Source organism: Pseudoxanthomonas yeongjuensis (genome assembly GCF_010093345.1).
Lineage (GTDB): Bacteria > Pseudomonadota > Gammaproteobacteria > Xanthomonadales > Xanthomonadaceae > Pseudoxanthomonas_A > Pseudoxanthomonas_A yeongjuensis.
On record NZ_PDWT01000010.1, the window covers coordinates 63038 to 85764 of the forward strand.

Consider the following 22727-nt stretch of genomic DNA (forward strand, 5'->3'; position numbering starts at 1 on the left):
AAGCCGAACCCTCTCCCGCCCTTCGGGCACCCTCTCCCACAAGGGGAGAGGAATGACCCATCAACGCTTCTTATTCTTGTCGATCGGCACCACATCCGCGCCAAGCAGCGGCAACTGGCCACTGGCGGCCGGCAATTCACGTTCCAGCTTCTCGATCTCCTCACGGAAATCGGCCACGTCCTCGAAGCTGCGATAGACCGAGGCGAAGCGCACGTAGCCGACGTGGTCGAGCTTGCGCAGTTCCGCCATCACGAACTCGCCGATCCGACGCGAAGGCAACTCGCGTTCCCCGCTCATGCGGATCTGATGGACCACCGCGCGCACCGCCGACTCGATCTGCTCTTCCGACACCGGACGTTTCTGCAACGCCCGGTCGAAGCCCAGCCGCAGCTTGCGCGCATCGAAGCTGTCGCGCCGGCCGTCGCTCTTGATCACGGTCGGCAGCTTGATTTCGATGTTCTCCAGCGTGCTGAAACGCTCGCCACAGGCCTCGCACTCGCGGCGGCGGCGGATCGTCGCGCCGTCCTCGGAAACGCGTGAATCGATCACGCGGGTGTCTGTGTGCTGGCAGAAGGGGCAATGCATGCGATCAGGAACGAGTGGGGAGGAACGAGGAACGAGTGAAAGTGCTCGCGCAACCTGTGCAGACTCGTTTCTCGTTTCTCATCTCTCGTTCCCAGCCTTCAGCCGTAGACCGGGAACTGGGCGCACTGCTTCGTCACGTTCTCACGCACCCCAGCAATCACGTTCTCGTCGTTCGGCGCATCCAGCACATCGCAGATCCAGTTCGCCAGCGCCACGCAATCCGGCTCCAGGTAGCCACGCGTGGTCACCGCAGGCGTGCCGATACGCAGGCCGGAGGTCACGAACGGCTTTTGCGGGTCGTTCGGTACCGCATTCTTGTTGACGGTGATGTGGGCCTTGCCCAGCGCTTCCTCGGCCGCCTTGCCGGTGACGCTCTTGCCGATCATGTCGACCAGCATCAGGTGGTTCTCGGTGCCGCCGGACACGATCTTGTAGCCGCGGGAAACGATCGTCCTGGCCATCGCCTGAGCGTTTTTCACCACCTGCGCCTGGTAGGCCTTGAATTCCGGCTCCAGCGCTTCCTTGAACGCGACGGCCTTGGCCGCGATCACGTGCATCAGCGGGCCGCCCTGGATGCCGGGGAAGACGATGCTCTGCAGCTTCTTCTCGATCTCTTCGCCCGCACCCTTGGCGACGATGATGCCGCCGCGCGGACCGCGCAGGGTCTTGTGGGTGGTGGAAGTGACCACATGCGCGTGCGGAACCGGGTTCGGATACACCCCTGCGGCGATGAGGCCGGCCACGTGCGCCATGTCCACGAACAGATAGGCGCCCACCTTGTCGGCGATGGCGCGGAAGCGCGCCCAGTCGACCACCTGCGAATAGGCGGAGAAACCGGCGACGACCATCTTCGGCTTGTGTTCCAGGGCCAGGCGCTCGACTTCGTCGTAGTCGATCAGGCCTTCGTCGTTGACCCCGTACTGCACCGCGTTGAACAGCTTGCCGGAAATATTGACCTTGGCGCCATGGGTCAGGTGGCCGCCGTGGGCCAGCGACATGCCCAGGATGGTGTCGCCCGGCTGCAACAGCGCCAGGTACACGGCCTGGTTGGCCTGCGAGCCCGAATGCGGCTGCACGTTGGCGTAGTCGGCGCCGAACAGCTGCTTGACCCGGTCGATGGCCAGCTTCTCGGCGATGTCCACGTATTCGCAGCCACCGTAGTAGCGCTTGCCCGGGTAGCCCTCGGCGTACTTGTTGGTCAGCTGGCTGCCCTGCGCTTCCATGACCCGCGGACTGGCGTAGTTCTCCGACGCGATCAGCTCGACGTGATCTTCCTGGCGGCGGTTCTCGGACGCGATCGCCGCGGCCAGTTCAGGGTCGTAACCTTCGATGCGAGCGTTGCGCGGGAACATCGGTACTCCGGGCGGATTGGGATCGCCGATTGTAGCCCCGGCCACTCCCGGCCACCACTTTCGACCTGGCCCGCACCAAGGAAAAACGCGCCCTGGGGCGCGTTTTTCCGTTTGCTGGCGACCTTTCGTGGCTCAGTGGCCCAGAACCAGGTCGGCGATGATGCCGGTGGCCAGCGCCACCAGCAGGAAGTCGCCGGCGTCGCTGCGGCGCCAGTAGTAACCACGCGGCGGCGCGTGCAGGCCATAGCCGTAGTAGTCGTTGACCACGTAGGTCGGCCCATAGCCGCGGTCGTAGTAGCGTCCGCCACGGACCCAGCGCGGGGCGACGTAGACCGGCCGGTAGACCACGCGCGGGGCCGGCCTGTAGTAGCGACGGTCATAGCGGCCATCCCGATAATCGCGATCGCGGTAACCATAACGACGGTCGTCGTCGCGATAGCGGTCGCGATCGCCTCGGCGATAGTCCGAACGATCGTAGCCCCGGTCGTTGTGCTGGTAGCTGGAGCGGCCGTAATCCCGGCCACGGTCATGGCCACGGTCATGGTCGCGTGCCATGGCAGGTGCGGCGGCGAAGGCCAGCGCGAACAGCAGCGACAGGCCGGACTTGATAGCGTGGCGCATGGTGGATACCCCTCGGATGGAAACCGGAGCCCAATATCCGACTGCGGCGCTGAACCGTATCTTGCCGGTCGGCCTCCTGTAGAAAATCGTTAAGACACCAGCCAGACGGCCGCAGCCGGTATAATTCGGCCATCCCGATCTTTCCCGCCGTGCAGTCCCTGCGCGGGCACGGCAGCGCCATTCCCGGAGACACCATGTCGCAATACATCTACACCATGAACGGCGTCAGCAAGACCGTGCCGCCGAAGCGCCAGATCATCAAGGACATCTCGCTGTCGTTCTTTCCGGGGGCCAAGATCGGCCTGCTGGGCCTGAACGGCGCGGGCAAGTCGACCGTGCTGAAGATCATGGCCGGCGTGGACACCGATTTCAGCGGCGAAGCCCGCCCCGCACCCGGGATCAAGGTCGGTTACCTGGCGCAGGAGCCGCAACTCAACCCCGAGCACACCGTGCGCGAGGCAGTGGAAGAAGGCGTGGGCGAGGTCTTGAAGGCCCAGGCCGCACTGGACAGGATCTATGAGGCCTATGCCGAGGAAGGCGCCGACTTCGACAAGCTGGCCGCCGAACAACAGCGCCTGGAAGCCATCCTGGCCAACAACGACGCCCACACCCTGGAACACCAGCTGGACGTGGCCGCCGACGCGCTGCGCCTGCCGCCGTGGGACGCGATCATCGGCAAGCTCTCGGGCGGCGAGAAGCGCCGCGTGGCGCTGTGCCAGCTGCTGCTGCAGAAGCCGGACATGCTGTTGCTGGACGAACCGACCAACCACCTGGACGCCGAGTCGGTGGAATGGCTGGAGCAGTTCCTGACCCGCTACACCGGCACCGTGGTCGCGGTGACCCACGACCGCTATTTCCTCGAGAACGCGGCCGAGTGGATCCTGGAACTGGATCGCGGCAAGGGCATCCCGTGGAAAGGCAACTACACCGCCTGGCTGGAACAGAAGAGCGAGCGCCTGAAGCAGGAAGAAAACCAGGAGAAGTCGCGCCAGAAGGCGCTGGCCAAGGAACTGGAGTGGGTGCGCAGCAACGCCAAGGGCGGCCGCAGCAAGGGCAAGGCGCGCCTGGCGCGCTTCGAGGAGCTCAACTCGGTCGAATACCAGAAGCGCAACGAGACCAACGAGATCTTCATCCCGCCGGGCGAACGCCTGGGCCAGTCGGTGATCGAGTTCAAGAACGTGTCCAAGAGCTTCGGCGACCGCCTGCTGATCGACGACCTGAGCTTCATCATTCCGCCGGGCGCCATCGTCGGCATCATCGGGCCGAACGGCGCCGGCAAGTCGACCCTGTTCAAGATGATCACCGGCCAGGAAACGCCGGACAAGGGCGAGATCGTCAAGGGCCCGAGCACCAAGATCGCCTACGTGGACCAGAGCCGCGATGCGCTCACCGGCAACCACAACGTGTTCCAGGAAGTATCCGGCGGCGCCGACATCCTCAACATCAACGGCATCGAGATCCAGTCGCGCGCCTACATCGGTCGCTTCAACTTCAAGGGCCAGGACCAGCAGAAGATGGTCGGCACCCTGTCCGGCGGCGAACGCGGCCGCCTGCACCTGGCCAAGACGCTGTTGCAGGGCGGCAACGTGCTGCTGCTGGACGAACCGTCCAACGACCTGGACGTGGAAACCCTGCGCGCACTGGAAGACGCCTTGCTGGAATATCCCGGCTGTGCGGTGGTCATTTCCCATGACCGCTGGTTCCTGGACCGCATCGCCACCCACATCCTCGCCTTCGAAGGCGATTCGCACGTGGAGTACTTCCAGGGCAACTACCGCGAGTACGAGGAAGACAAGAAACGGCGCATGGGCGCCGAAGGCGCGCAGCCGAAGCGGTTGCGGTTCAAGGCGCTGAAGTGACGGATTGGCCCGCGCAAAGCGCGGCTTTGCCAATCCGTCATCCCCGCGAAGGCGGGGATCCAGCGCCTTTTAGCCCTTGACCGAATGGCACCGCGCCCTGGAGCCATCGACACTGCAAGCAAACGCCCGCCGCCCGGCGGGCGTTTCGTTTCTGGCGCCGGCTATTGCCCGGCAAGCTTTGCCGTATGCCGCATCGCCCTTTGGCGCGGGCAAGGACCGGTGCAGCCGGGTCAGGCAGGCATCGAAATGACCAGCAGCATCGCCACCGCCTGGGAAACCATCGCGCTCATGACCATGAAGATGGCCAAGCCCAGGAGCGTGCGCAGCACGGACTTCCAGCGCGGATAGCCCTGGAAGAACTGGACCAGGGAAAACACCGCATAAGCCATCGACAACAGCACAGCCCAGGCCACCGGTTGCGGTATCCACCGATGCAGGGCCACCAGCACGGCCCAGAACACGAAGCACTGCACCGTCAGCAAAGCCGTGATCACCAGCCATTCGGGGTAGTTGAGGTTGCCGACGCGATGGAACGCCAGCCTGAAGGCTGCCGCCTCCAGCGGCAGTAGCAGCAAGGTGAAAGCGGCGAAGTACTGGTTCATCAAATCCGCCGCCATCCTGGACGTTTTTGCCGCCAACGCCGGGTCCACTCGCGCACCTGCGCTGGCCTCCCTGGCTCCGGCAATACCCGCCGCCACGGCTGAGTCCAAGACCCCTGTCCCCTCCAGATATTTGGTCAGGACCACCACCACCGCAGACATGATCATAAGCAGCAGCAGCGGCTTGGCCTGATTGCCGCGCCGTCCTTCGATGTAATCCCGCATGAAGCGACCGGGCCGCAGCATCAATTGCTTCAGCGAGTAAAAGAGGCCCCGATCCATATGCAGCACGCTGTGCTCGAGTTCGTGCCCGAGGAAATGCCAGTCGATGCGATGCACCGGCGTGGACTGGCCGCATGCGGGGCAGAACTTCTGGTCCGTGCCGGCGATGGCACGATTACAGTTGGCGCAGCCGCCAGCCTCGAGCGTTGTCATGGTATTCCCCATCATTTTCCCGCAGATTTTCTCACGAAGATGAAGAGAAACCGCGACCAGATCAATGCGAACACCGCCGCAGAGGTGAACATGCTCCGCCGTGGCGCCTCGAACTTGCGGAAGTAACGCCACAGCCCGCGGTGCTTGTGCCACTCCACGAACACCGGCCTGGCGCGACTTGAGACACCGCGCAGGTGCAGCACGCGGATATCGTTGGCGACCGCGACTGTCGCGCCTGATACGCGCGCGCGCCTGCACAGGTCCAGGTCCTCGGCATGTAGCCGATAGCCTTCATCGAAACCGCCAAGCCGGTCGAACAACACGCGCGGCATCAGCATCAGCGCGCCCGACACCGCATCGACCCGCTGCAGGCTCTCGGCTTCGTTCGCGGACACTCCCAGTTTCGATGCGCGCGCTGGCGAAGACAGCATCGCCGTGAGCATGCCTTTGAAATCCGGATCGCGGCGACGCGCGGCCTCGTCGCGATGGTCGGCTTCGTCCACCAGGTCCACGCCCAGCAGCACCTCTCCCGCCAGCGCATCGGCGTGCAGGCGCAGCCGCGACAAGGTATCGGTTTCGATCATCAGGTCGGGGTTGACGAAGGCCAGCCACGGCGCGGTCGATTCCCCCGCGCCCTGGTTGCAGGCCACCGCGAATCCCGGATTGTCCGGATTGCCGACAAAACGTACCCGCGCATCCATCGCGGCGTGACGCTGGATGATATCCAGCGTGCCGTCCAGCGAAGCATTGTCGATCACCCTGATCTCGGCCACTCCGCGCGCCGCGCGCAAACGCAGCAGGCAATCCTCCAGCGTGCTCGCGCTTTCGTGGCTGACCACCACCACCGCGATGTCGGCGCGGTCAGCGGAAGAGTTCACGCTGCGGCTCCGGCGACCCGATGTCTGCGTACAACGAAGCCAGGCGTTCGCGCGGCGCGCGCAACGGATCGTTCATCAGGAAATTGGCGAGGCGCGCATTCCACGCGGGCCAGCGCGCATTGATCGCATCCATGTCGCCTTCGGCCGGTCCGCCCTCGCCGCCGCGCGCGACGAACGCCGTCTCGCACAAGGCATTGCGCCAGCCCAGGCCGGACAGACGCAACGACAGGTCGATCAGCGCCGCATACCACGAGGCATAGCTGCTGGCGTCCAGTCCGCCCGCGCGTTGCCGCGCGCTGCCGCGCAAGGCGACGGCATGGTTCACCGCCGCCGGAAGCTCGGGGTGCTCGGGCGGCATCGCCGCGCACGCTGCGGCGGTGCGTTCGAAATTCTGCGGCGGAAGTTCTATTTCGCCCAAGCGCGGCCACGACGCGGCCTCGCCCGCGTTGCACCACGGTGTGGCGCTGGCGATGGACGCATCGCGCGAAAAACAGGCCGACAGTTGTTGCAGCCAGCCCGGCAACGGCTGCGCATCGGGGGCCAGCACCACCACGTCGGCGCCGGCGCAGGCTTTGAGCATTTCATCGAGGTGCGCGACTTCGCCGATCATCTGCTGGCGGCGCGTGTAGTCGGCCTGCAGCGGCGTGCGCTTCAGCCAGCGCTCGACGATGGCGCTGGCGCGCGGGCCGGCCTGCGCGTCGTCGGCCAGCCAGATGCGGCTGCCGGCAGGGGTGCCGGCATCCAGCGCGCCGAGGCACGCATCGAGCGCGTCATCGTCGACGCCGACCGGCAACAGGATGACGGGCAGCGCGGCGGCAGGAGCGGGGCTCACTTCTTCTTCGGTGTGTTCAGCGGATCGAGCGCGCGGAATTTCTGCCCGTACTCGTCGGTCAGCTCGCGGGCTTCCTGCGGGTTGCGGACGATGGTGGCGGTGATCAGGATGATGGTCTCGCTACGGCCGCTGTTGGTGCGCTGGGTGCCGAACAGACTGCCGATGATGGGCAGGCGGCTGAGCCCGGGAATGCCGCTGGAGCCCTTCTCGGCACTGTCGGAGATCAAGCCCGCAAGCATGATGGTGTCGCCGTCCTGGGTCGCGGCTTCCGTTTTCAGCTTGCGGGTACTGATGGTGGGATTGCCGTTGGCGTCGGGGCTACCGACCGGCTGGCTGATTTCCTGGACGATATCGAGGAACACGGTGCCGTCCCGGGTTATCCGCGGCCGCACCTTCAAGGTGGTGCCTGTCTCCAGATATTGCACCTGCGAAAAGGTAGTGCCGTCGCCGGCGATCGGATTGACCGAAACCGAAGATATCGGGATGCGGTCGCCGACATTGAACGTGGCTTCGCCGTTGTTGCGCACGAACACCGAAGGCGTCGACAACAAACGCACGTTGGTCACCTCATCCAGCGCATTGATGATGGCTGCCGCATCGTTCTTGATCAGCGTCCAGGCCAGGCCCGGGCCCGAAACACCGCCTATGCTTGCTCCCAGCGTGCTCCATTTGCCGGGGATGCTGGGGCCGGTGACGTCGGGCAAGCCATTGTCGGTGGCGCCCTTCTCGAAGAACCACTGCACCCCGTAGTTCAATTCGCCGCTGAGCTGCACCTGGGCGACCTGGGCCTCGATATGCACCTGCATCGGCATCACGTCGAGCTTCTCGATCACGTCCCTGATCGATTTCCAGGCTCCGGCATTGGCCCGGACCAGGATCGAGTTGGTCTCCTCGACCGCGGCCACGCCTACCCTGTCGCCTTCCACCTGCAAGGTGACGCTGCCGTTGCCGTTGCCGCGCTGGCCCAATGCCAGGGAACCACTGCCGCCCGTTCCACCGGTGCCGGATGACGAAGATCCGCTGTTGCCGAAATCGACCGTGCCGTTGCCACCCTCCATCCCGCCGTCCTTGATCTGCACCGGATCGGTGCCGGGCATCAGTGAAACGTTGCCGTCGCCGCCAGTGCCCTGGTTGCCGTTGCCGCCGCTGCCGAATACTTCCGCCAGGCGATCGGCCAGGTCCTTGGCCTTGATGTATTTCAGCTCATAGGAAAACAGGCGCGAGCCTTCGCCGGCGCCGTCGATGCGTTCCAGCCAGTCCTGGATGTCGTCCAGGTAGGCGGCCTGCGGGGTGATCACCAGTACCGCGTTGGCGCCCTCCAGCGGCATGAAGCGGAACATGCCGGCGCTGGGGGTCTTGCTGGCTTCACCGAACACCTTCTCCAGGTCGGCCACCACCTTGGTCGCGCGTCCGGACTGCAGCGGGAACACGCCCACCGACATGCCGGCCAGCCAGTTGACGTCGAATATCTCGACCGTGCGCAGGTAGTTTTCCAGTTCCGTGCGCGTACCGGCCAGGGTGATGACGTTGCGCGCGTTGTCGGTGTTGACGATGGCGTTGGGACGCGCGTATGGCTCCAGCACTTTCTTCATCTCGCTGGCGGAGATGAAGCGCAGCGGGACCACCCGCACCTCGAAGCCGCGCGCGTTCGCGGCCGGGCCGGTACTCGGCGCGACCGTGCCGGCCAGGGCCTGGTCCATCGGAATGATGTTGTAGCGACCGCCGCTGTAGACCAGGCGCGCATTGTTCCAGCCCAGCACCATCTCCAGCAGGTTCAAGGCTTCCGCCGGCGACACCGGCTTGGGCGTGCCCAGGGTCACCGTGCCCTGCACGCCGGGTGCGATGACGTAGTTCTGGCCGAGCATGTCGCCGAGGATGGCCTTGACCACCGCATGCACGGATTCGCCTTCGAAATTGAAGGTGGCCGAGCCGCTGCTGGCGCCGGACAGCGAAGGCATCGGCGCGGAAGCCGCACTGCGGTTGATGGTCTGGCCGTTACCGCGGCGGATCACCGCCTGCGGGCCGGTTTCCGGCTCCTCGACCGAATTCAACGGCGAGGTCTGCGCACCGCCGGCAACACCGGCATTGGCGCGATTGAGGTCGGCCTCACGCCGCACGTCCGGGGCCGGCACGCTGGCGCAGGCGGCCAGCAGGCCGGTCAACAGGGAAACCAGGATCAGACGTGACTTCATGCCGGCACTCTACTTTGTCTTGTTCTGTGGGGGCGGGGCCTGTTCCTGCTCGCGCAGCTGCGCACGGCGCGCTTCGATGCGCTTGCGGATCAGGTCCATCTGCTGCTCGGTGGTCAGTTCCGGCTCCGCTGCCGCGCTTTCCACCTGGGGCGACATCGCATCGGCCGGCGCCTGCTGGGACTTGGCGCTATCCGGCGTCGGCGCAGCCGATCTGCGTGACGGCTGCACTTGCTGCACCGGGCCGGTCGGCATGGGCGACACAGGCGGCGACATGGCGGTGGGAACTTGGCCGCCCGTGCCATCGAACACACGCAATTCCAGGGTCTTCCGGCCTTCCGGTCCGGCAATGACCACGCTGCGCGGATTGATTTCCACCAGTTGCCAATTGGGAGCGGACTCGGGCGATTCGCCCAGTTTGACCCGTACCGATTCCCCGCCTTCCGTGGTCTGCAGAATGGCCATCTTCAAGGCGGGCGTGATCAGTACGCTGCTGAGGACGAAGTCGAAACTCTGCGGCTGCTCGCCGCCTTCCTCGCCGGAAATGAAGAAGGGTACGGGCTGGCGGCTTTCCGAAAACAGCGGTCGCGCAGCCGTTTCCGAGTACTGGACCATCGGGCCCAGGCGCTCGGCCGCCGGCGGACGCAGTTGCGGCAAGGCCTGCACCAGGCTGGGATCGGCGGGCAGCGGACGGATGCCGCCGCCCATGCCGAACAGGGCCAGCAGCCAGGCCAACACCGCCCAGCCGGCGAGTGCCGCCAGCAGCCAGGTCCGCGGGCCGATGGCGTCAGTCCGCATTGGCCGCTCCCTGCGCTGCGGAGGCAGTGGCGCCGCCCGCGGCGGTCGGCGGCAAGGCGCCCGGCACGGGCCTCAGGTAGCCGTACAGGTCGAAGCTGACTTCCAGCCCCGCGCTGTTTCCCCCGGCGGTATTGGCCATGTAGGTGTAGTGCTGGGACAACACGCTCAGGTTATCGACGAACAACCTGGGCGTGCCGCTTTCCAGCGAATGCAATACGGCGGCCAGTTCCGGCGTGCCGCAACGCAGGCGCACCTGGACCACGACCCGATCGAACCGCTCGCGGCTGGCCTGCGGCATCGGCGAGCGGTTGGTGATCGCGCAACTGCGGTTGCCGGGGCTGGCTTGCAGGACCGCGGTTTCCAGGCGCTGCACCAGGCCGGCGGTCGCCAGCTCGGCGCTGGCCTCGGGCAGGAAGCCGGGACGCTTGGTCTGTTGCGCCAGGGCTGCAGCCAGTTGCTTCTCGACCTGCGGCGCCTGCTGCAGTTGCGTGCGCACCCGCAGCTCGCGGCTGCGGCTGTCGGCGATGTCCTGGTTCACCTGCAGCATCGGCGCGGTCCACCACGGATGCACCAGCAACAGGTAGACCAGCGCCAGCACCGCCAGCAGCAGCCCCAGGGCCAGCCAGCGATCGCGTTCAGCGTTTGCCGGCGCCATCGGCGACTCCTTCTGCGGGCGACGGCACTGCCGCAGCGTTGCCGATCAGTTCGGCGGTCAGGCTGAAGCGATCGCGGCGGCTGCGCGGATCCGGTTGCAGGGCGCCGCTGAGTGCGGGGGATTTCCACAATTTCGACCCTTCCATCTTCGCCACCAGCGACGAGGCTTCCGGGCTCAGGCCGATCAGCAGCAACTGGTGACCTTCGATCGACAGTTTTTCCAGATAGGTGTTGTCCGGGAGGCGGCGGCTGACTTCCTCCATCACTTCCACCGCTGTCGGCAGGCTGGCGCGGGTGCGGTCGAGGAACGCGGCGCCCTCCACCACATCGACCAGGCGCTGGCGCTGCATGGCCACGGTCCGCGCCTGGTTGGCGCGCACTTCCACCTGGGCCGCGAACGCGGCCGCGGCCTGGCGACGGTTGTCCAGCACCTGCCACGCGCAGGCCGTCAGCGCGAGCAGGGCGATCGCCGCCAGCGCCAGGTTCCAGGTCCGCAGGGGATTGTGGCGGTGACGACGCTGTTCCAATGGCAGCAGGTTGACCCCGAGCGGCCTGCCTAGCGCATCGCTGGCCTCCACGCCCATCAGCGAAGCCGTCAGGCTTCCGACCGCGGCCATCGCTTCATCGAAGGCCGGCCGCGGTACGGCGACCAGCTCGGCTTCCAACTGGCCATCCGGCCTGCGTCGCAAAAGCCGCGCATCGAATCGCACCGCGCCGGCGGCGAAAGGCGTCTGCCGGTCGACCTCGAACCCGACCACATCACGCAGGCGCTCCGCGGCGGCCGCGGGCAGGAGCAAGCTGCGCCGGAGGATCCTGCCCGGCGGCAGCAGCAGCCAGCGCGGCAGGGCGGCCAGGCGGTTGCCGAGGACTTTCTCCAGTTCCGGCTCCTGCAAGGGCAATGGCAGGCGGACCAGGTCGCGCAGGCCTGCTGCGTCCTGCCACTGCACCCGCAGCTCTTCCTGCTCGTGCGACAACAGCAGGCGATCCTGGGCCAGGCCCAGCAGAACCCGCCAGCGCGCCGGCAGCCAACTGGTCAGCGCCTGCCGCCACCAACGGAAAAAGCTGCCCGTCCCACTGCCATAGCGGCGGACACGGTCGGCGAATGCGGGACTGTCGTTGAGCGTGGTCATCGGGGTGCCGCAGCTTCCTCCCAGCGCAGTGTGGTGTACACGGAACCCGGCACCGGGCCGCCGCCTGCGCGTACTGTCGTCCGTAATGTCGCCTGACGCCCTTCTTTGAGGGTTACCCGGCTCTCGATACTATACGTGCCACTGCCGGCGCCCAAGAGTTGGGAATCGCCGATAGCGGACTGGGCCGAGCGACGGCGCGCAAGAAAAGCCGCCGGATCCAGGCCCAGGGCGACCAGCACGGGCGCTGGCGCATAGTTGGGATCCGGCTGCGGACGGCCGCTGTACAGGGTCAGGCTCGGTTCCAGCCGGGCATAGAGTTGCGGGGTCATGCCCAGCACCTGCTCCACTTCGGCCACGGTCTCGAAAGGCGCGTCCTTCGCTCCATACGGAAGTCCGGCGGCGGCATAGTCGGGATCCTCGGCGCCGCCACTGGGCTGGGTCAGGGGATCGGGGTCGCGCCAGTCGACGATCGCCGCGGCCAACTGCGCGGCGGGTGCGGAATCGCCGGCCACGGTTTTTATCAGTGCGGACAGCAAGGTCACGTCGGCCTGGTTCAGGTCGACCTTGCCGGTTTCATCGACGATGCTGATTTCCACCCGGCTGCCGGCGAAGTCCCATCGGTACGTGCGTCCGTCAGGCAGCCAATGCGATGCCGGATCGGTGTCGGCGACCCGGACCAGGGCGTATTCGACCGAGGCGCGCGCGATTTCCTGCGCCTCGGCGCCCTTGCCCAGCACCCTGCCCTGCAGCAGCTCGACCCGCGCGGTCAGCGCGAACGCACCGATCAGGGCGGTCAGCAACGCGATCAGCCACAGCACCAGCAACAGGGCCGCGCCACGCATGCGCCGCATGCTCATAACTCCTTCACCGAAGCGCTGCCGTCGCTGTTGCCGCTGCCCTGGGCGAGGGAAACGATCACACTCGGCCAGCGCACTCCATCCGCCGATTCGATGTCGATCGCCACCTGCACGGGCAGCACATCGGTCGTAGCCCATTGCTCCTGCCAGCCGCCCAGCCCGCCTTCGGGATCGATGCCGCGGTAATGGAAACGCACGGCACGCAAACCGCTGGCCAGGGGTTCCGGCGGGCGCGGTTGCGCTTCTTCGATGGCCTGTCCACCCTGGACCAGGGTGAACGACACCAGCAGGCGGCCCTCGGCGACGCGCAGGTCATGCAGGTAAGGTCCGCCACGTCCCAGGTAATCGGGCAGGTCGGAAACGAAACGCATGCGTTGCGGCTCGCCCAGGAACCGGGTCTGCAGCTGGGTCTGCGGATCGGTGGCGAAACCGATCACCTGCGCCGAAGCGATGCGCCGGCGCAGGAAGGTCTCGGCCGAACGGATGCGTTCGCTGCGCTGGGCGATGGCTTCGCCGCGCTGGACCATGGCGGTGGCCGAGCGCAGCGTGGCGAAGGCCAGGGCCAGGCCGGCGGCCATCAGTAGGGTCGCCAGCAAGACCTCGATCAGGGTGAAACCGCGCGACTGGTTCCTCATTGGATCGGCGCCGAGGATGCATTGATGTCGCCCTGCACCAGCCGCAGGCTCCGCCACTGCATCCGCTGGCCGCGCCCGTCGCCCCACTCCACCGCCAGGGTCAATTGCAACAGTCGTGGCGCCGATGGATTGGACAGGGGCGAAGGAGGCCTCAACGGATCGGCATACGGAGCGATATCCAGCACCCAGCGATAGCGCCCGGCATCGAAGTTCCCCTGCCGGCGACCGGGCTGCAGGGTCTCGCCCACGCCCACCTGCGCCAGCAGCGATTGCGCATGCAAGGCCGCGCGACTGCTGTCGCTGGCGATGCGCACCTGCCTGGCGGCACCGGACAGCGAACCCAGCAGGAAAGTCAGGGCCAAGGCCAGCAAGGCGAAGGCGACGACCACCTCGATCAGGGTGAAGCCGCGTTGGCGGCGGGCGCCGCGCCCGTTCATGGCGATGCGTCGCCGGGAGAAGCGCGCGCCAGCGTGACCTCGCCGGTCAGCCAGGACACGTCGATACGCCAGGCCGCGCGCTTCACGCTGAGTCGGACGCGGCCACCGGTGGAAGCGCCATCGGGGAAGAACAGGATGCCGCCCTCGCCCGCGCGCGGCTGCACTTCGCGGGCGCCGATGAAATCCACGCCCAGCGATGGCGGGATCTTGCCTTGCCGATTGCCGGCCGCTTGCCAGCGGTGGCCACGCGGATCGATGGTGAAACGTTGCGGCTGGCCGCTGGCGATAGCCTGGGTCCGGGTGTAACGCAACTGCGCGGCGATCTCCTTGGAACTGGAACGCAGGCGCATGCCGTCAAGGCCGCCGCTGAAGACCATCGCCGCCAGCGTGGTGGCCATGGCGATGATGATCAGCACCACCAGCACTTCCAGCAGGGTGAAGCCCGGCGCGCGGCCGCTAGCGCATGGATGCACGCCGCTCTTCATCCCGTTTCACCACATCCTGGCCCACTCGCGCCTGTTTCACTGCTCGTACTTGATGTCGGCGTTGACGCTGTCGCCACCGGCTTGCCTGTCCTTGCCCAGGCTGACCAGGGAGAACGGGGCGCCGTCGCCGGGCACGCGGTATTCGTACTGCTGGTTCCAGGGATCCTTGAGTTCGGCGGCCTTGGCATACGGCCCCAGCCAGCCACTGACGTTACCGGGCGCGCTCACCAGTTCGTCCAGCGTGTTGGGAAGGCGGCCGGTGTCCATTTCGAACTGCTGGATCTTTTCCGCCACCGTCTGCACCTGCGCCCTGGCCAGGTTGACCTTGGCCCGGTCGGCATTGCCCAGGATCCGGGTCGCGGCGAAAGCCACGATGCCGCCGATCAGGATGACCACGACGATGATTTCCATCAGGGTGAAGCCGCCCTGCGCGGCGCGGCGCGGCAGGCGCGGGTTGGATCGATTGTTTCGCATCTTGGATTCCATCCTGTGGGTTCAGTTGATCGCGCCGGCGAGGTCGTACAACGGTACCAGCACCGCGATGATGACCACCGCCACCACCGCTGCCAGCACCAACGTGATCACCGGCACCAGGGCGGCCAGCATACGGTCCATTGCCTGAGCGGTTTCCTGCTCGAAAGTGTCGGCGGTCTTGAGCAGCATGCCGTCGAGGGCGCCGGATTCCTCGCCCACCTGGACCATCTGCAGGGCCAGGCGCGGGAAACGCTTGCCCTTGCCCAGCGAAGCCGACAGGCCGTGGCCGTTCTTCACGTCCTCGGCCGCCTGGTCGACATCGGCGGCGAGCGCGCGGTTGCCCAGCACGTTGCGCGAGATCCCCAGCGCGGCCAGCAACGGCACGCCATTCTTCAACAAAGTGCCCAGAGTGCGGGCCAGGCGCGCGGTTTCCAGCTTCGCCACCAGCGGGCCGATCAGTTTCTTCTGCAGCAGCCACGCATCGAAGCGGTCGCGGAACACCGGGTCGCGGCGCTTGCGATCGAACCACCACAGCAACGCCGCCGGCAACAGCACCAGCAGCAGCCACCAGTCGCGCACGAACAGACCGAGCGCCAGCACCGCGCGGGTGAACCACGGCAGCACCACGTCCAGGCTTTCGTACATCTGCGCGAACTGCGGGACCACGAAACCCAGCAAGAACAACAGGGCGAAGCCCACCACCACCACCAGGATCGCCGGATAGACCATGGCGTTGATCACGCGGCCACGCAGGGCGCTGCTGCGCTCCAGGTAATCGGCCAGGCGCTGCAGGGTTTCATGCATGCTGCCACCCGCTTCGCCGGCGCGAACCATGTTCACGTACAGGCGCGAGAACGCGCCATGTTGCCGTTCCAGTGCGGTCGACAACGGCGCGCCGCCGCGCACCGCATCGCGGATATCGGTGATGGTGCGCCGGGCTTTGTCGTCTTCCGGCAGCTCCAGCAGGATGGTCAGGGAACGGTCGAGGGGTTGCCCGGCGCCGAGCAGCGTCGCCAATTGCTGGGTGAACTGCACCAGCCGCTCGCCGGCGAAAGGCTTGGCCGCGAACAGCGCACGCAACGAAGTCCCCCCGCCGCCTTCCGACGCCAGCCTGGCTTCCACCGGCAGGTGCCCCTGCTCCTGCAGACGCGCGACCACCTCGCCGTCGCTGGCGGCTTCCATCTGGCCGTCGAGGACTTCGCCGCGGGAGTTGAGGGCTTTGTAGCGGTAGAGGGGCATGGGTAGTGGTCGCGTAACTCGTTGCGGATTTCTGGGTGTAGCTGGAACTCTTTAAGTCGTCATTCCCGCGGAGGCGGGAATCCAAGGACGTTGGCTTTCGGTACCTGCCCTGTGATATCCGGCCACAAATCCCGCCATGAAGGATTGCTTTCGTCTATCAAGCGGACTTTCCAAGCCCTGTTCCATTTCTTGATGCGCTTTTCGCGCTGGATCGCCGACTCCATTGTGGGATGCAATTCATACCAGACCAAACGGATTACTTCGTAGCGCTTGCTAAAACCTTCTGCGACGTGCTCCCGATGTTGCCAAGTCCGCCCGATCAAATTACTGGTGACACCCGCATATAACGTTCCGTTGCGGCTACTGGCCAGCAAATAGACACATGGCTGCTTTCCCATGACACCTCCTTGTACGTCCATGGATTCCCGCCTCCGCGGGAATGACGACCTGATGGCGATCGGCAATGACCCGGGCTACGCATCCTCCGTCACCCGCAGCACTTCCTCGATCGTCGTCTCGCCGGACAATGCCTTGACGATCCCGTCCTCGTACATCGTGCGCATGCCGGCATCGCGCGCCAGCTGCTCCAGTTCGCCCATGCCGGCGTGGCGCATGACCGCGCGGCGCAGGCCGTCGTCCATGACCAGGAATTCCATGATCGTGGTCCGGCCCAGGTAGCCGGTCGGCGCGATCGCCGAGGCGCGGGGGCGATAGAGGAAGATGTCGCCCTGCGGCTGGTAGCGGCGCAGCGAGAATTTCTCGATTTCCTCCGGTGAAGCGGGGTACTTCTCCGCATGCGAGGGCTCCAGCCGCCGCACCAGGCGCTGGGCGAGGATGCCGTTGATGGTTGAAGTCAACAGGTAATCCTCCACACCCATGTCGAGCATGCGGGTGATGCCGCCGGCTGCGTTGTTGGTATGCAGCGTGCTGAGCACCAGGTGGCCGGTGAGCGCGGACTGGATGGCGATGCGCGCGGTTTCCAGGTCGCGCATCTCGCCGATCATGATGATGTCGGGATCCTGGCGCACGATGCTTCTCAACGCATGGGCGAAATCGAGCCCGATCTGCGGCTTGGCCTGGATCTGGTTGATGCCTTCGATCTGGTATTCGACCGGATCCTCGACGGTGATGATCTTGACGTCGGCGGTGTTGAGCTTGCTCAACGCCGTGTACAGCGTGGTGGTCTTGCCGGAACCGGTCGGGCCGGTGACCAGCAGGATCCCGTGCGGCTGCTCCAACACCTTCTGGAACTGCGGCAGGAAATGGTCGGTGAAGCCGAGCTTGTGGAAATCGAAGACCACGGTCTCGCGATCGAGCAGGCGCATCACCACCGACTCGCCGTGCGCGGTCGGCACGGTGCTGACGCGCAGGTCGAGCTCCTTGCCCTGCACGCGCAGCATGATGCGGCCGTCCTGCGGCAGGCGGCGCTCGGCGATATTGAGCTTGGCCATGATCTTCACGCGGCTGATCACCGCGGCGGTCAGGTTGGCCGGCGGGCTCTCGCCTTCCTCCAGCACGCCGTCGACGCGGTAACGCACTTTCAGCCGGTTCTCGAAAGGTTCGATGTGGATGTCGGAGGCGCGCAGTTCGACCGCGCGCTGGATCACCAGGTTGACCAGGCGGATGACTGGAGCTTCCGAGGCCAGGTCGCGCAGGTGCTCCACGTCATCGACGTTGCCGCTGCTCTCGCCATCTGCATCCTCGACGATCGTGCCCATGGCGCTGCGGCCCTGGCCGTGCCAGCGCTCGATCAGGTCGTCGATTTCCGAACGCAGGCCGACGCAGGGGCGCACCGGCGCACCGGTCGCCAGTTGCACCGCCTCGATCGCGTACGGATCCTGGGGATCGGCCATCCACAGGTCCTGCATGCCCCGGCTTTCGCCGAGCACGCAGACATGGAACTGGCGCAGGAAGCGCGGCGACAGCGGTGTCGCTTCCGGCAAGGTCTCCGGCGGCAATTCGGGCACCTGCTTCAGGCCGACCAGTTGCAGGCCCAGGACTTCGGCGCAGGTTTCGGCATGGTCGCGTTCGGATACCAGGCCCAGGCGTGCGAGCAGCGACAGCAGGCTGCCGCCGGTTTCCTCCTGCAGGCGGCGGGCGCGCACCAGGTCCGCTTCCTTCAGCCTGCCTTTTTCCAGCAGCGCGGCGACGATGCGTTCGTCGGCATCGCCCGCATCGGAAACCGGTTGTTGCCTATCGGGGGAAACCACTGCTTCCACGCAGCACTCCACAAGTGACCGGGGCACACTTTAGCAGCGAACCCGATAGGGAATCGTCGATCGGGGCGGCCTTCATGAAGCAGGAACCCCGGCCTGGGCCGGGGTTCCCGGGTTTCATGCCCGACTGGAACCGGATTACTGGCGCGCCACCAGGGTGACGCCGCTGTAGGCGGCTGCGCCTACCAACTTGACGTAGTAGGTACCGGCCTTCGGCTTGTTGATGCGCACCGTTTCGCTGTTGCCCGCGCGGGTCGACTTGAAGTCCGAGGTCGTGGTCGTGGGTTCTTCATCGAAGCTCACGTACAACGACACGTTGCCGGTGCCGCCCAGGGTCATGAAGGTCAGCACGCTGCCCGCGGCCGCATCGAAGCTGTACAGCTTCTCGCTGCCGGCGGCGCCGGCCAGGCCGGTCACGTTGACCTTGTTGACCAGCGGCGTGGCCACCGGACCGCAGGTTTCCACTTCCGGATCGCAAGGCTCTTCCAGGGCCTTGTCCAGCGCGGCCCTGGCATCGACGATGCCGGTGCCGATCGGCGTCGCTGCGGGAATGGCGACCGGGAAGGTGCGTGCCGTTTCCTTGAGCAATGTTTCCATCGCAGCCGGGGTCAGCAGCGGTTTGGCCGCCGTGGCCAGGGCGCTCTGTACCAGGGCCGCGACCGCAGTGACATGCGGAGCGGCCATGGAAGTGCCCGCATAGCCGGTGTAGATGTAAACGCCGGCACCCGATTCCGGGGTGGTCGCGCCATCCCAGCCGGTCGAGAACACGTAACCATCCCAACCATCGTTGCCGGTGTCCTGGCCGCCGCCGCCGCCCGGGCCGGAGATGTCCACGTTGGCGCCGTAGTTGGAATAGCTGGCGCGCCCGCCGGTGATGCGATTGGCCCCGACGGTGATGACGTTCTGGCAATTGCCGGGCGAATAGCCCGAGCTGTTGGCATTCTCGTTGCCCGCGGAAATGACCACCACGCTGCCGTTGGCGACCGCCGTGTTGATCGCATCCTGTTCGTAGGTTTCGCAGGCGCCGCCGCCGCCCAGGCTGAGGTTGATCACCTCGGCCGGGTTGGCGTTGTTGGGGACGCCCGCGATCGGCGCACCGGAAGCCCAGGCGATGGCGTCGGCGATATCGGACGTATAGCCGCCACAGCGGCCCAGCACGCGCACCGGCAGGATCTGCGCATCGAAAGCGACACCCGATCCACCGGAAGCATTGTTGGTCAACTCACCGACCGTGCCCGCGGTATGCGTGCCATGCCAGGAACTGTCCTGCACCGGCGAACCGGCATAGCATTCGCCCGCGACCGGGTTCCAGTCGCCGAGGTCCAGCCCGCCGGGGACGCGCTCGTCGGTGGCACGACGGGAAACGAACGTATCGGTGATGAAATCGTAGCCTTGCAGGATATGCGTGCCGTTGGCGAGGTCAGGATGGTTGGGCAGGATGCCCGTGTCGAGCACCGCCACCACCGTGCCCTGGCCAGTGGAGATATCCCAGGCGGTCGGCACGTTGATGCCGCCGTTCGGGTTGAAGTAATGCCACTGGTAGACGGAATAGTAGGGATCCGTCGGTATCATCTGCGGCGCGACCCGCCTGGTCGCCGTGGCGGCGAGCGCCGCGGTCATCGAGATCGGGGCGGAGATGTCTTCCACCGCGCGCAGCATGCGGTCGACCTGCACGTATTGGACCGAAGCGTCTGCGCGGATTTCCGCCAGCAGCTTGTTCATTTCGCTGGGGTTGAGACGACGCGAGAGCTTCACCACGTCGCCGCCGAGACCCAGTTTCCTGACGTGGCTTGCAGCCAGCGGTACGGAACCTCTCGCGCCAGCGACACCGCTCTGCGCGAGACCGGCACGGCTGGCGGCGGAACGTACCGAAGCCAGCTTGGTGGCCACATTGCCATTGGCCATGGCGCCGGCCTTGTATTTGATGATCAGCCTGGCGTCACCGGCAGCCGCGACGCTGGCGGCAGGAGCTATCACTTTCTTGACCTGCTTGGGTTGCGCCGCGAATACGGCAGGCATCGCCACTGACGTCATCAGTACAGCGCCTGCAATTGCCACGCCTAGTTTGTTCTTCCTGATCACTTTTAATCCCTCATGAAGTTATGAAAACAAGCGACGAAATAGGCCGATATGTTGCATTGCGAATCCAGTTTGCCGACCGGCCCAGCCAGGCTTCCTGCGACGGCCTGCCCGTGCAGGCCGGAACTCGGATTTCCCGCCTGCGATCCGCGGGAAGCAATCATCGATCACCTCGATCTCACCAGCCGAAGCCCGCACCCACGCCCACCGATTTCTCGTCGCCGCTGAATGCGCCGCCGATGGTGATGGTGGCGCGGTCGCTGAGCGCGCGCTGGTAGCCGATCGACAACGCGCTTTCACCTCCCTGGAAGCCGACACCGACGCCGACCCGGTTTTCGGTACGGATGCCGGCAGTGCTGGTGGCCATGTTGAGCATCGCCGAACTCATCGCGCCTTGCCGGTCGATGCGACGATCCTGGTCGAGGAAGCGGCGATCGGTTTCGGTGCGGAAGTTTTCGAAGTTGTCGTCCATCGCAGCGAACCTCGAATCGGTATAGGCATTGGCCGATGTCAGGGTCTGGGTGGCGGTGGTATCGGTGTAGCTGTTGGCCGCGGCCAGGGTCTCCGCATCGGCGGCCTGCACTTGCGCGACGTTGGTCGCATCGGTGGCCTGGGTGCCTGCGGCGACGTTGGTCACGGCGCGTCCGTTGCCCGCGGCACCTGTCGACACCGTGCCGACGTTGGTGGCGACCGGACTTTCGTCGCTTGCCGTCGCGCCCTGGCCTGCCGTCGTGGCGCCGCCTCCGGTCGTGGGCGGCGCTTCGGCGGCGCCTGCTCCGCTGGTGGTGGCGCTGGCGTCATTCACGCGCGGGTTGGCCAGGCTGGCGGCGGTCGGGTTCTCCAGCGTGGAAAGGCGGCCGTCCATGGAAGTGACCGCCGTGTCCAGCGCGGACAGGGCGTCGCCTACGTTGAAATAGCTGCCGCCCTGGATCATGAAGCTGGTGCCGATCAATCCGCCTGTCGCGCTCACCGTGGTGCCGCCGCCCAAGGCCGTGGCGATGCTGTCCAGCGAGCCGAACAACTGGCCTCCGTTGACCGCCTCCCTGCTGCCTGATGCGACTGCACCGTCGGCTACGTTGGCGACGGTGGTTCCCTCGGTGCCGTCGAGCGTCAGCGTGTCCTTGCTTTCGTCGTCGTAGGCGACCGCGTTGGCCGCCAGCTCGCCCAGGTCGCCGGTGACCTCGTTCAACTGGGCGACGTTGACCGCGTCGGTGCCCTCGGTGCCTGCGGCGACGTTGACGATCTGGCGTTCGTTCCCTGTCGCTCCCACCGATACCGTATGGGCGCGATCGGCGACCGAACCCGCACCCAGCGCGACGCTGCCCGCCGTGGCGGCTCTGCTGTCGGCACCCAGCGCGGTGGAATTGGCGCCGCTGGCGGTGGCGCGCGCGCCGGTCGCCAGCGCATTGGTGGCGGTGGCGCGCGACTGGGTACCCACCGCGATGCCGTCGGCGCCGGATACGCCAGCGTTGAAACCCATCGCGATGCCGTTGGCGCCACTGCTGGCGAAGGCCGTGTAACCGATCGCCACGCCGTTGATCGCCGTGATCGAGGTCTGCCGACCCACCGCCGTGCTGTTGTTGGCGCGCGCTGAAGCATCCGCTCCCAGGGCGGTGGCGCCGGTGGCGTTGGCTACGCTGGCCGTGCCTACTGCCGTGCTGCGGTTGCCGCTGGCATTGGCGCCGGAACCAGCCGCCAAGGCTTCGGTGCCGGTGACCGTGGCTGCATTGGCGCCGGTCGCACGAAAATACTGGTCGGTGTTGGCCGCTACGTCCGCCACTTCGTTGAGCTGGTCCAGGTTCACCGCATCGGTGCCTTCGGTACCGGCCGCCACGTTGGTGATCTGGCGCTCGCTGCCGACATCGCCCACCGACACCGTGTTTTCGCGATCCGCATGCGAACCCTGGCCCAACGCGACGCTGCCTGCCGCATCGGCGGTCGCATCGGCGCCCAGCGCGACGCTGTCGTCGCCATTGGCACCGGCAGCCGAACCGACGGCCGTGCTGTTGTAACCCACCGCCGAGGCAAGCCAGCCCACTGCCGAACTGAAGTCGCCCGCCGCATACGAGCCCGCGCCCAGCGCCACGGCGCCATAACCGTCGGCCTCGGCACTGAACAACCCGAACGCTGTGCCACCCAGGGCCACGCTCTCGTCACCGGCCGCGACGCTGCTCTCGCCCACCGCCACACTGCTGACCCCCACCGCCGCGCTCTGCGTGCCCATTGCGGTCGAGTAATCCCCGATCGCATTGGCCACCGCACCGAACGCCGAAGATTGCGCGCCTTCCGCAAAGGCGCCGACACCGGCCGCGGTCGCGGCAAATCCATCGGCCTGCGCGCTGGCGCCCACCGCCGTTCCGCCCACACCGGCGC

21 protein-coding genes are annotated in these 22727 nt (G+C 66.3%); 1 reads left to right on the top strand and 20 read right to left on the bottom strand.

Annotated features, from left to right (window positions below):
- Positions 1–60: 60 nt before the first annotated feature.
- The 3 genes from nrdR to CSC74_RS16485 form a co-directional block, all read right to left on the bottom strand.
- On the bottom strand, positions 61–585 hold the full coding sequence (gene nrdR / locus CSC74_RS16475) for a transcriptional regulator NrdR (protein WP_162315590.1): 525 nt from the start codon (positions 583–585) through the stop codon (positions 61–63).
- Between the two features lie 98 nt (positions 586–683).
- Positions 684–1937, bottom strand: coding sequence for a serine hydroxymethyltransferase (glyA, locus tag CSC74_RS16480; RefSeq protein WP_162315591.1), 1254 nt, complete (start codon positions 1935–1937; stop codon positions 684–686).
- 132 nt (positions 1938–2069) lie between these two features.
- Positions 2070–2558: an RcnB family protein gene (locus tag CSC74_RS16485; RefSeq protein WP_162315592.1), complete on the bottom strand. Its 489-nt coding sequence runs from the start codon at positions 2556–2558 to the stop codon at positions 2070–2072.
- Positions 2559–2752: 194 nt separating this feature from the next.
- Between CSC74_RS16485 and ettA the strand changes: the two genes are divergently transcribed.
- The gene (ettA, locus tag CSC74_RS16490; RefSeq protein ID WP_162315593.1) at positions 2753–4417 is read left to right on the top strand and encodes an energy-dependent translational throttle protein EttA; all 1665 of its coding nucleotides are present in this window, start codon (positions 2753–2755) and stop codon (positions 4415–4417) included.
- Positions 4418–4647: 230 nt separating this feature from the next.
- Here the strand turns inward: ettA and CSC74_RS16495 are convergent, their stop codons facing one another.
- From CSC74_RS16495 to CSC74_RS16575, 17 genes are all read right to left on the bottom strand, one after another.
- Complete coding sequence (locus tag CSC74_RS16495) at positions 4648–5451, bottom strand: DUF3667 domain-containing protein (protein WP_162315594.1); 804 nt, start codon at positions 5449–5451, stop codon at positions 4648–4650.
- 11 nt (positions 5452–5462) lie between these two features.
- Positions 5463–6329, bottom strand: coding sequence for a glycosyltransferase family 2 protein (locus CSC74_RS16500; protein WP_162315595.1), 867 nt, complete (start codon positions 6327–6329; stop codon positions 5463–5465).
- The gene (locus tag CSC74_RS16505; protein WP_162315596.1) at positions 6313–7161 is read right to left on the bottom strand and encodes a glycosyltransferase family 2 protein; all 849 of its coding nucleotides are present in this window, start codon (positions 7159–7161) and stop codon (positions 6313–6315) included. The genes CSC74_RS16500 and CSC74_RS16505 overlap by 17 nt, the downstream gene beginning before the upstream one ends.
- Positions 7158–9353: a type II secretion system secretin GspD gene (gspD, locus tag CSC74_RS16510; RefSeq protein WP_162315597.1), complete on the bottom strand. Its 2196-nt coding sequence runs from the start codon at positions 9351–9353 to the stop codon at positions 7158–7160. The genes CSC74_RS16505 and gspD overlap by 4 nt, the downstream gene beginning before the upstream one ends.
- A 9-nt stretch (positions 9354–9362) precedes the next feature.
- Positions 9363–10148, bottom strand: a complete 786-nt coding sequence (locus CSC74_RS16515; protein ID WP_162315598.1) for a general secretion pathway protein GspN — start codon at positions 10146–10148, stop codon at positions 9363–9365.
- Positions 10138–10803 (bottom strand): type II secretion system protein GspM, encoded by a 666-nt coding sequence (gene gspM, locus CSC74_RS16520; protein WP_162315599.1) that lies wholly within the window; start codon positions 10801–10803, stop codon positions 10138–10140. The genes CSC74_RS16515 and gspM overlap by 11 nt, the downstream gene beginning before the upstream one ends.
- Positions 10784–11932 (bottom strand): PilN domain-containing protein, encoded by a 1149-nt coding sequence (locus tag CSC74_RS16525; RefSeq protein WP_162315600.1) that lies wholly within the window; start codon positions 11930–11932, stop codon positions 10784–10786. Before CSC74_RS16525 ends, gspM begins: the two co-directional genes overlap by 20 nt.
- Positions 11929–12783: a type II secretion system minor pseudopilin gene (locus CSC74_RS16530; RefSeq protein ID WP_162315601.1), complete on the bottom strand. Its 855-nt coding sequence runs from the start codon at positions 12781–12783 to the stop codon at positions 11929–11931. The genes CSC74_RS16525 and CSC74_RS16530 overlap by 4 nt, the downstream gene beginning before the upstream one ends.
- Before the next feature lie 2 nt (positions 12784–12785).
- Positions 12786–13424, bottom strand: coding sequence for a prepilin-type N-terminal cleavage/methylation domain-containing protein (locus tag CSC74_RS16535; protein WP_162315602.1), 639 nt, complete (start codon positions 13422–13424; stop codon positions 12786–12788).
- Positions 13421–13861 carry a type II secretion system protein XpsI gene (gene xpsI, locus CSC74_RS16540; protein WP_162315603.1) on the bottom strand — a complete coding sequence of 147 codons (441 nt, stop codon included), beginning with the start codon at positions 13859–13861 and terminating at the stop codon, positions 13421–13423. The genes CSC74_RS16535 and xpsI overlap by 4 nt, the downstream gene beginning before the upstream one ends.
- Complete coding sequence (xpsH, locus tag CSC74_RS16545) at positions 13858–14346, bottom strand: type II secretion system protein XpsH (protein WP_162315604.1); 489 nt, start codon at positions 14344–14346, stop codon at positions 13858–13860. Before xpsH ends, xpsI begins: the two co-directional genes overlap by 4 nt.
- 36 nt (positions 14347–14382) lie before the next feature.
- The gene (gspG, locus tag CSC74_RS16550; RefSeq protein ID WP_162315605.1) at positions 14383–14820 is read right to left on the bottom strand and encodes a type II secretion system major pseudopilin GspG; all 438 of its coding nucleotides are present in this window, start codon (positions 14818–14820) and stop codon (positions 14383–14385) included.
- Positions 14821–14841: 21 nt separating this feature from the next.
- Positions 14842–16059 (bottom strand): type II secretion system protein XpsF, encoded by a 1218-nt coding sequence (gene xpsF, locus CSC74_RS16555; RefSeq protein ID WP_162315606.1) that lies wholly within the window; start codon positions 16057–16059, stop codon positions 14842–14844.
- 59 nt (positions 16060–16118) lie between these two features.
- Entirely contained in the window at positions 16119–16457 is a 339-nt protein-coding gene (locus CSC74_RS16560) for a GIY-YIG nuclease family protein (protein WP_162315607.1), read from the bottom strand.
- A gap of 75 nt (positions 16458–16532) precedes the next feature.
- Complete coding sequence (gene gspE / locus CSC74_RS16565) at positions 16533–18269, bottom strand: type II secretion system ATPase GspE (RefSeq protein ID WP_162315617.1); 1737 nt, start codon at positions 18267–18269, stop codon at positions 16533–16535.
- Between the two features lie 144 nt (positions 18270–18413).
- Positions 18414–20357 carry a S8 family peptidase gene (locus CSC74_RS16570; protein ID WP_162315608.1) on the bottom strand — a complete coding sequence of 648 codons (1944 nt, stop codon included), beginning with the start codon at positions 20355–20357 and terminating at the stop codon, positions 18414–18416.
- A gap of 175 nt (positions 20358–20532) precedes the next feature.
- On the bottom strand, positions 20533–22727 hold a 2195-nt coding region (locus CSC74_RS16575; protein ID WP_211369675.1), incomplete at its 5' end, for a YadA-like family protein.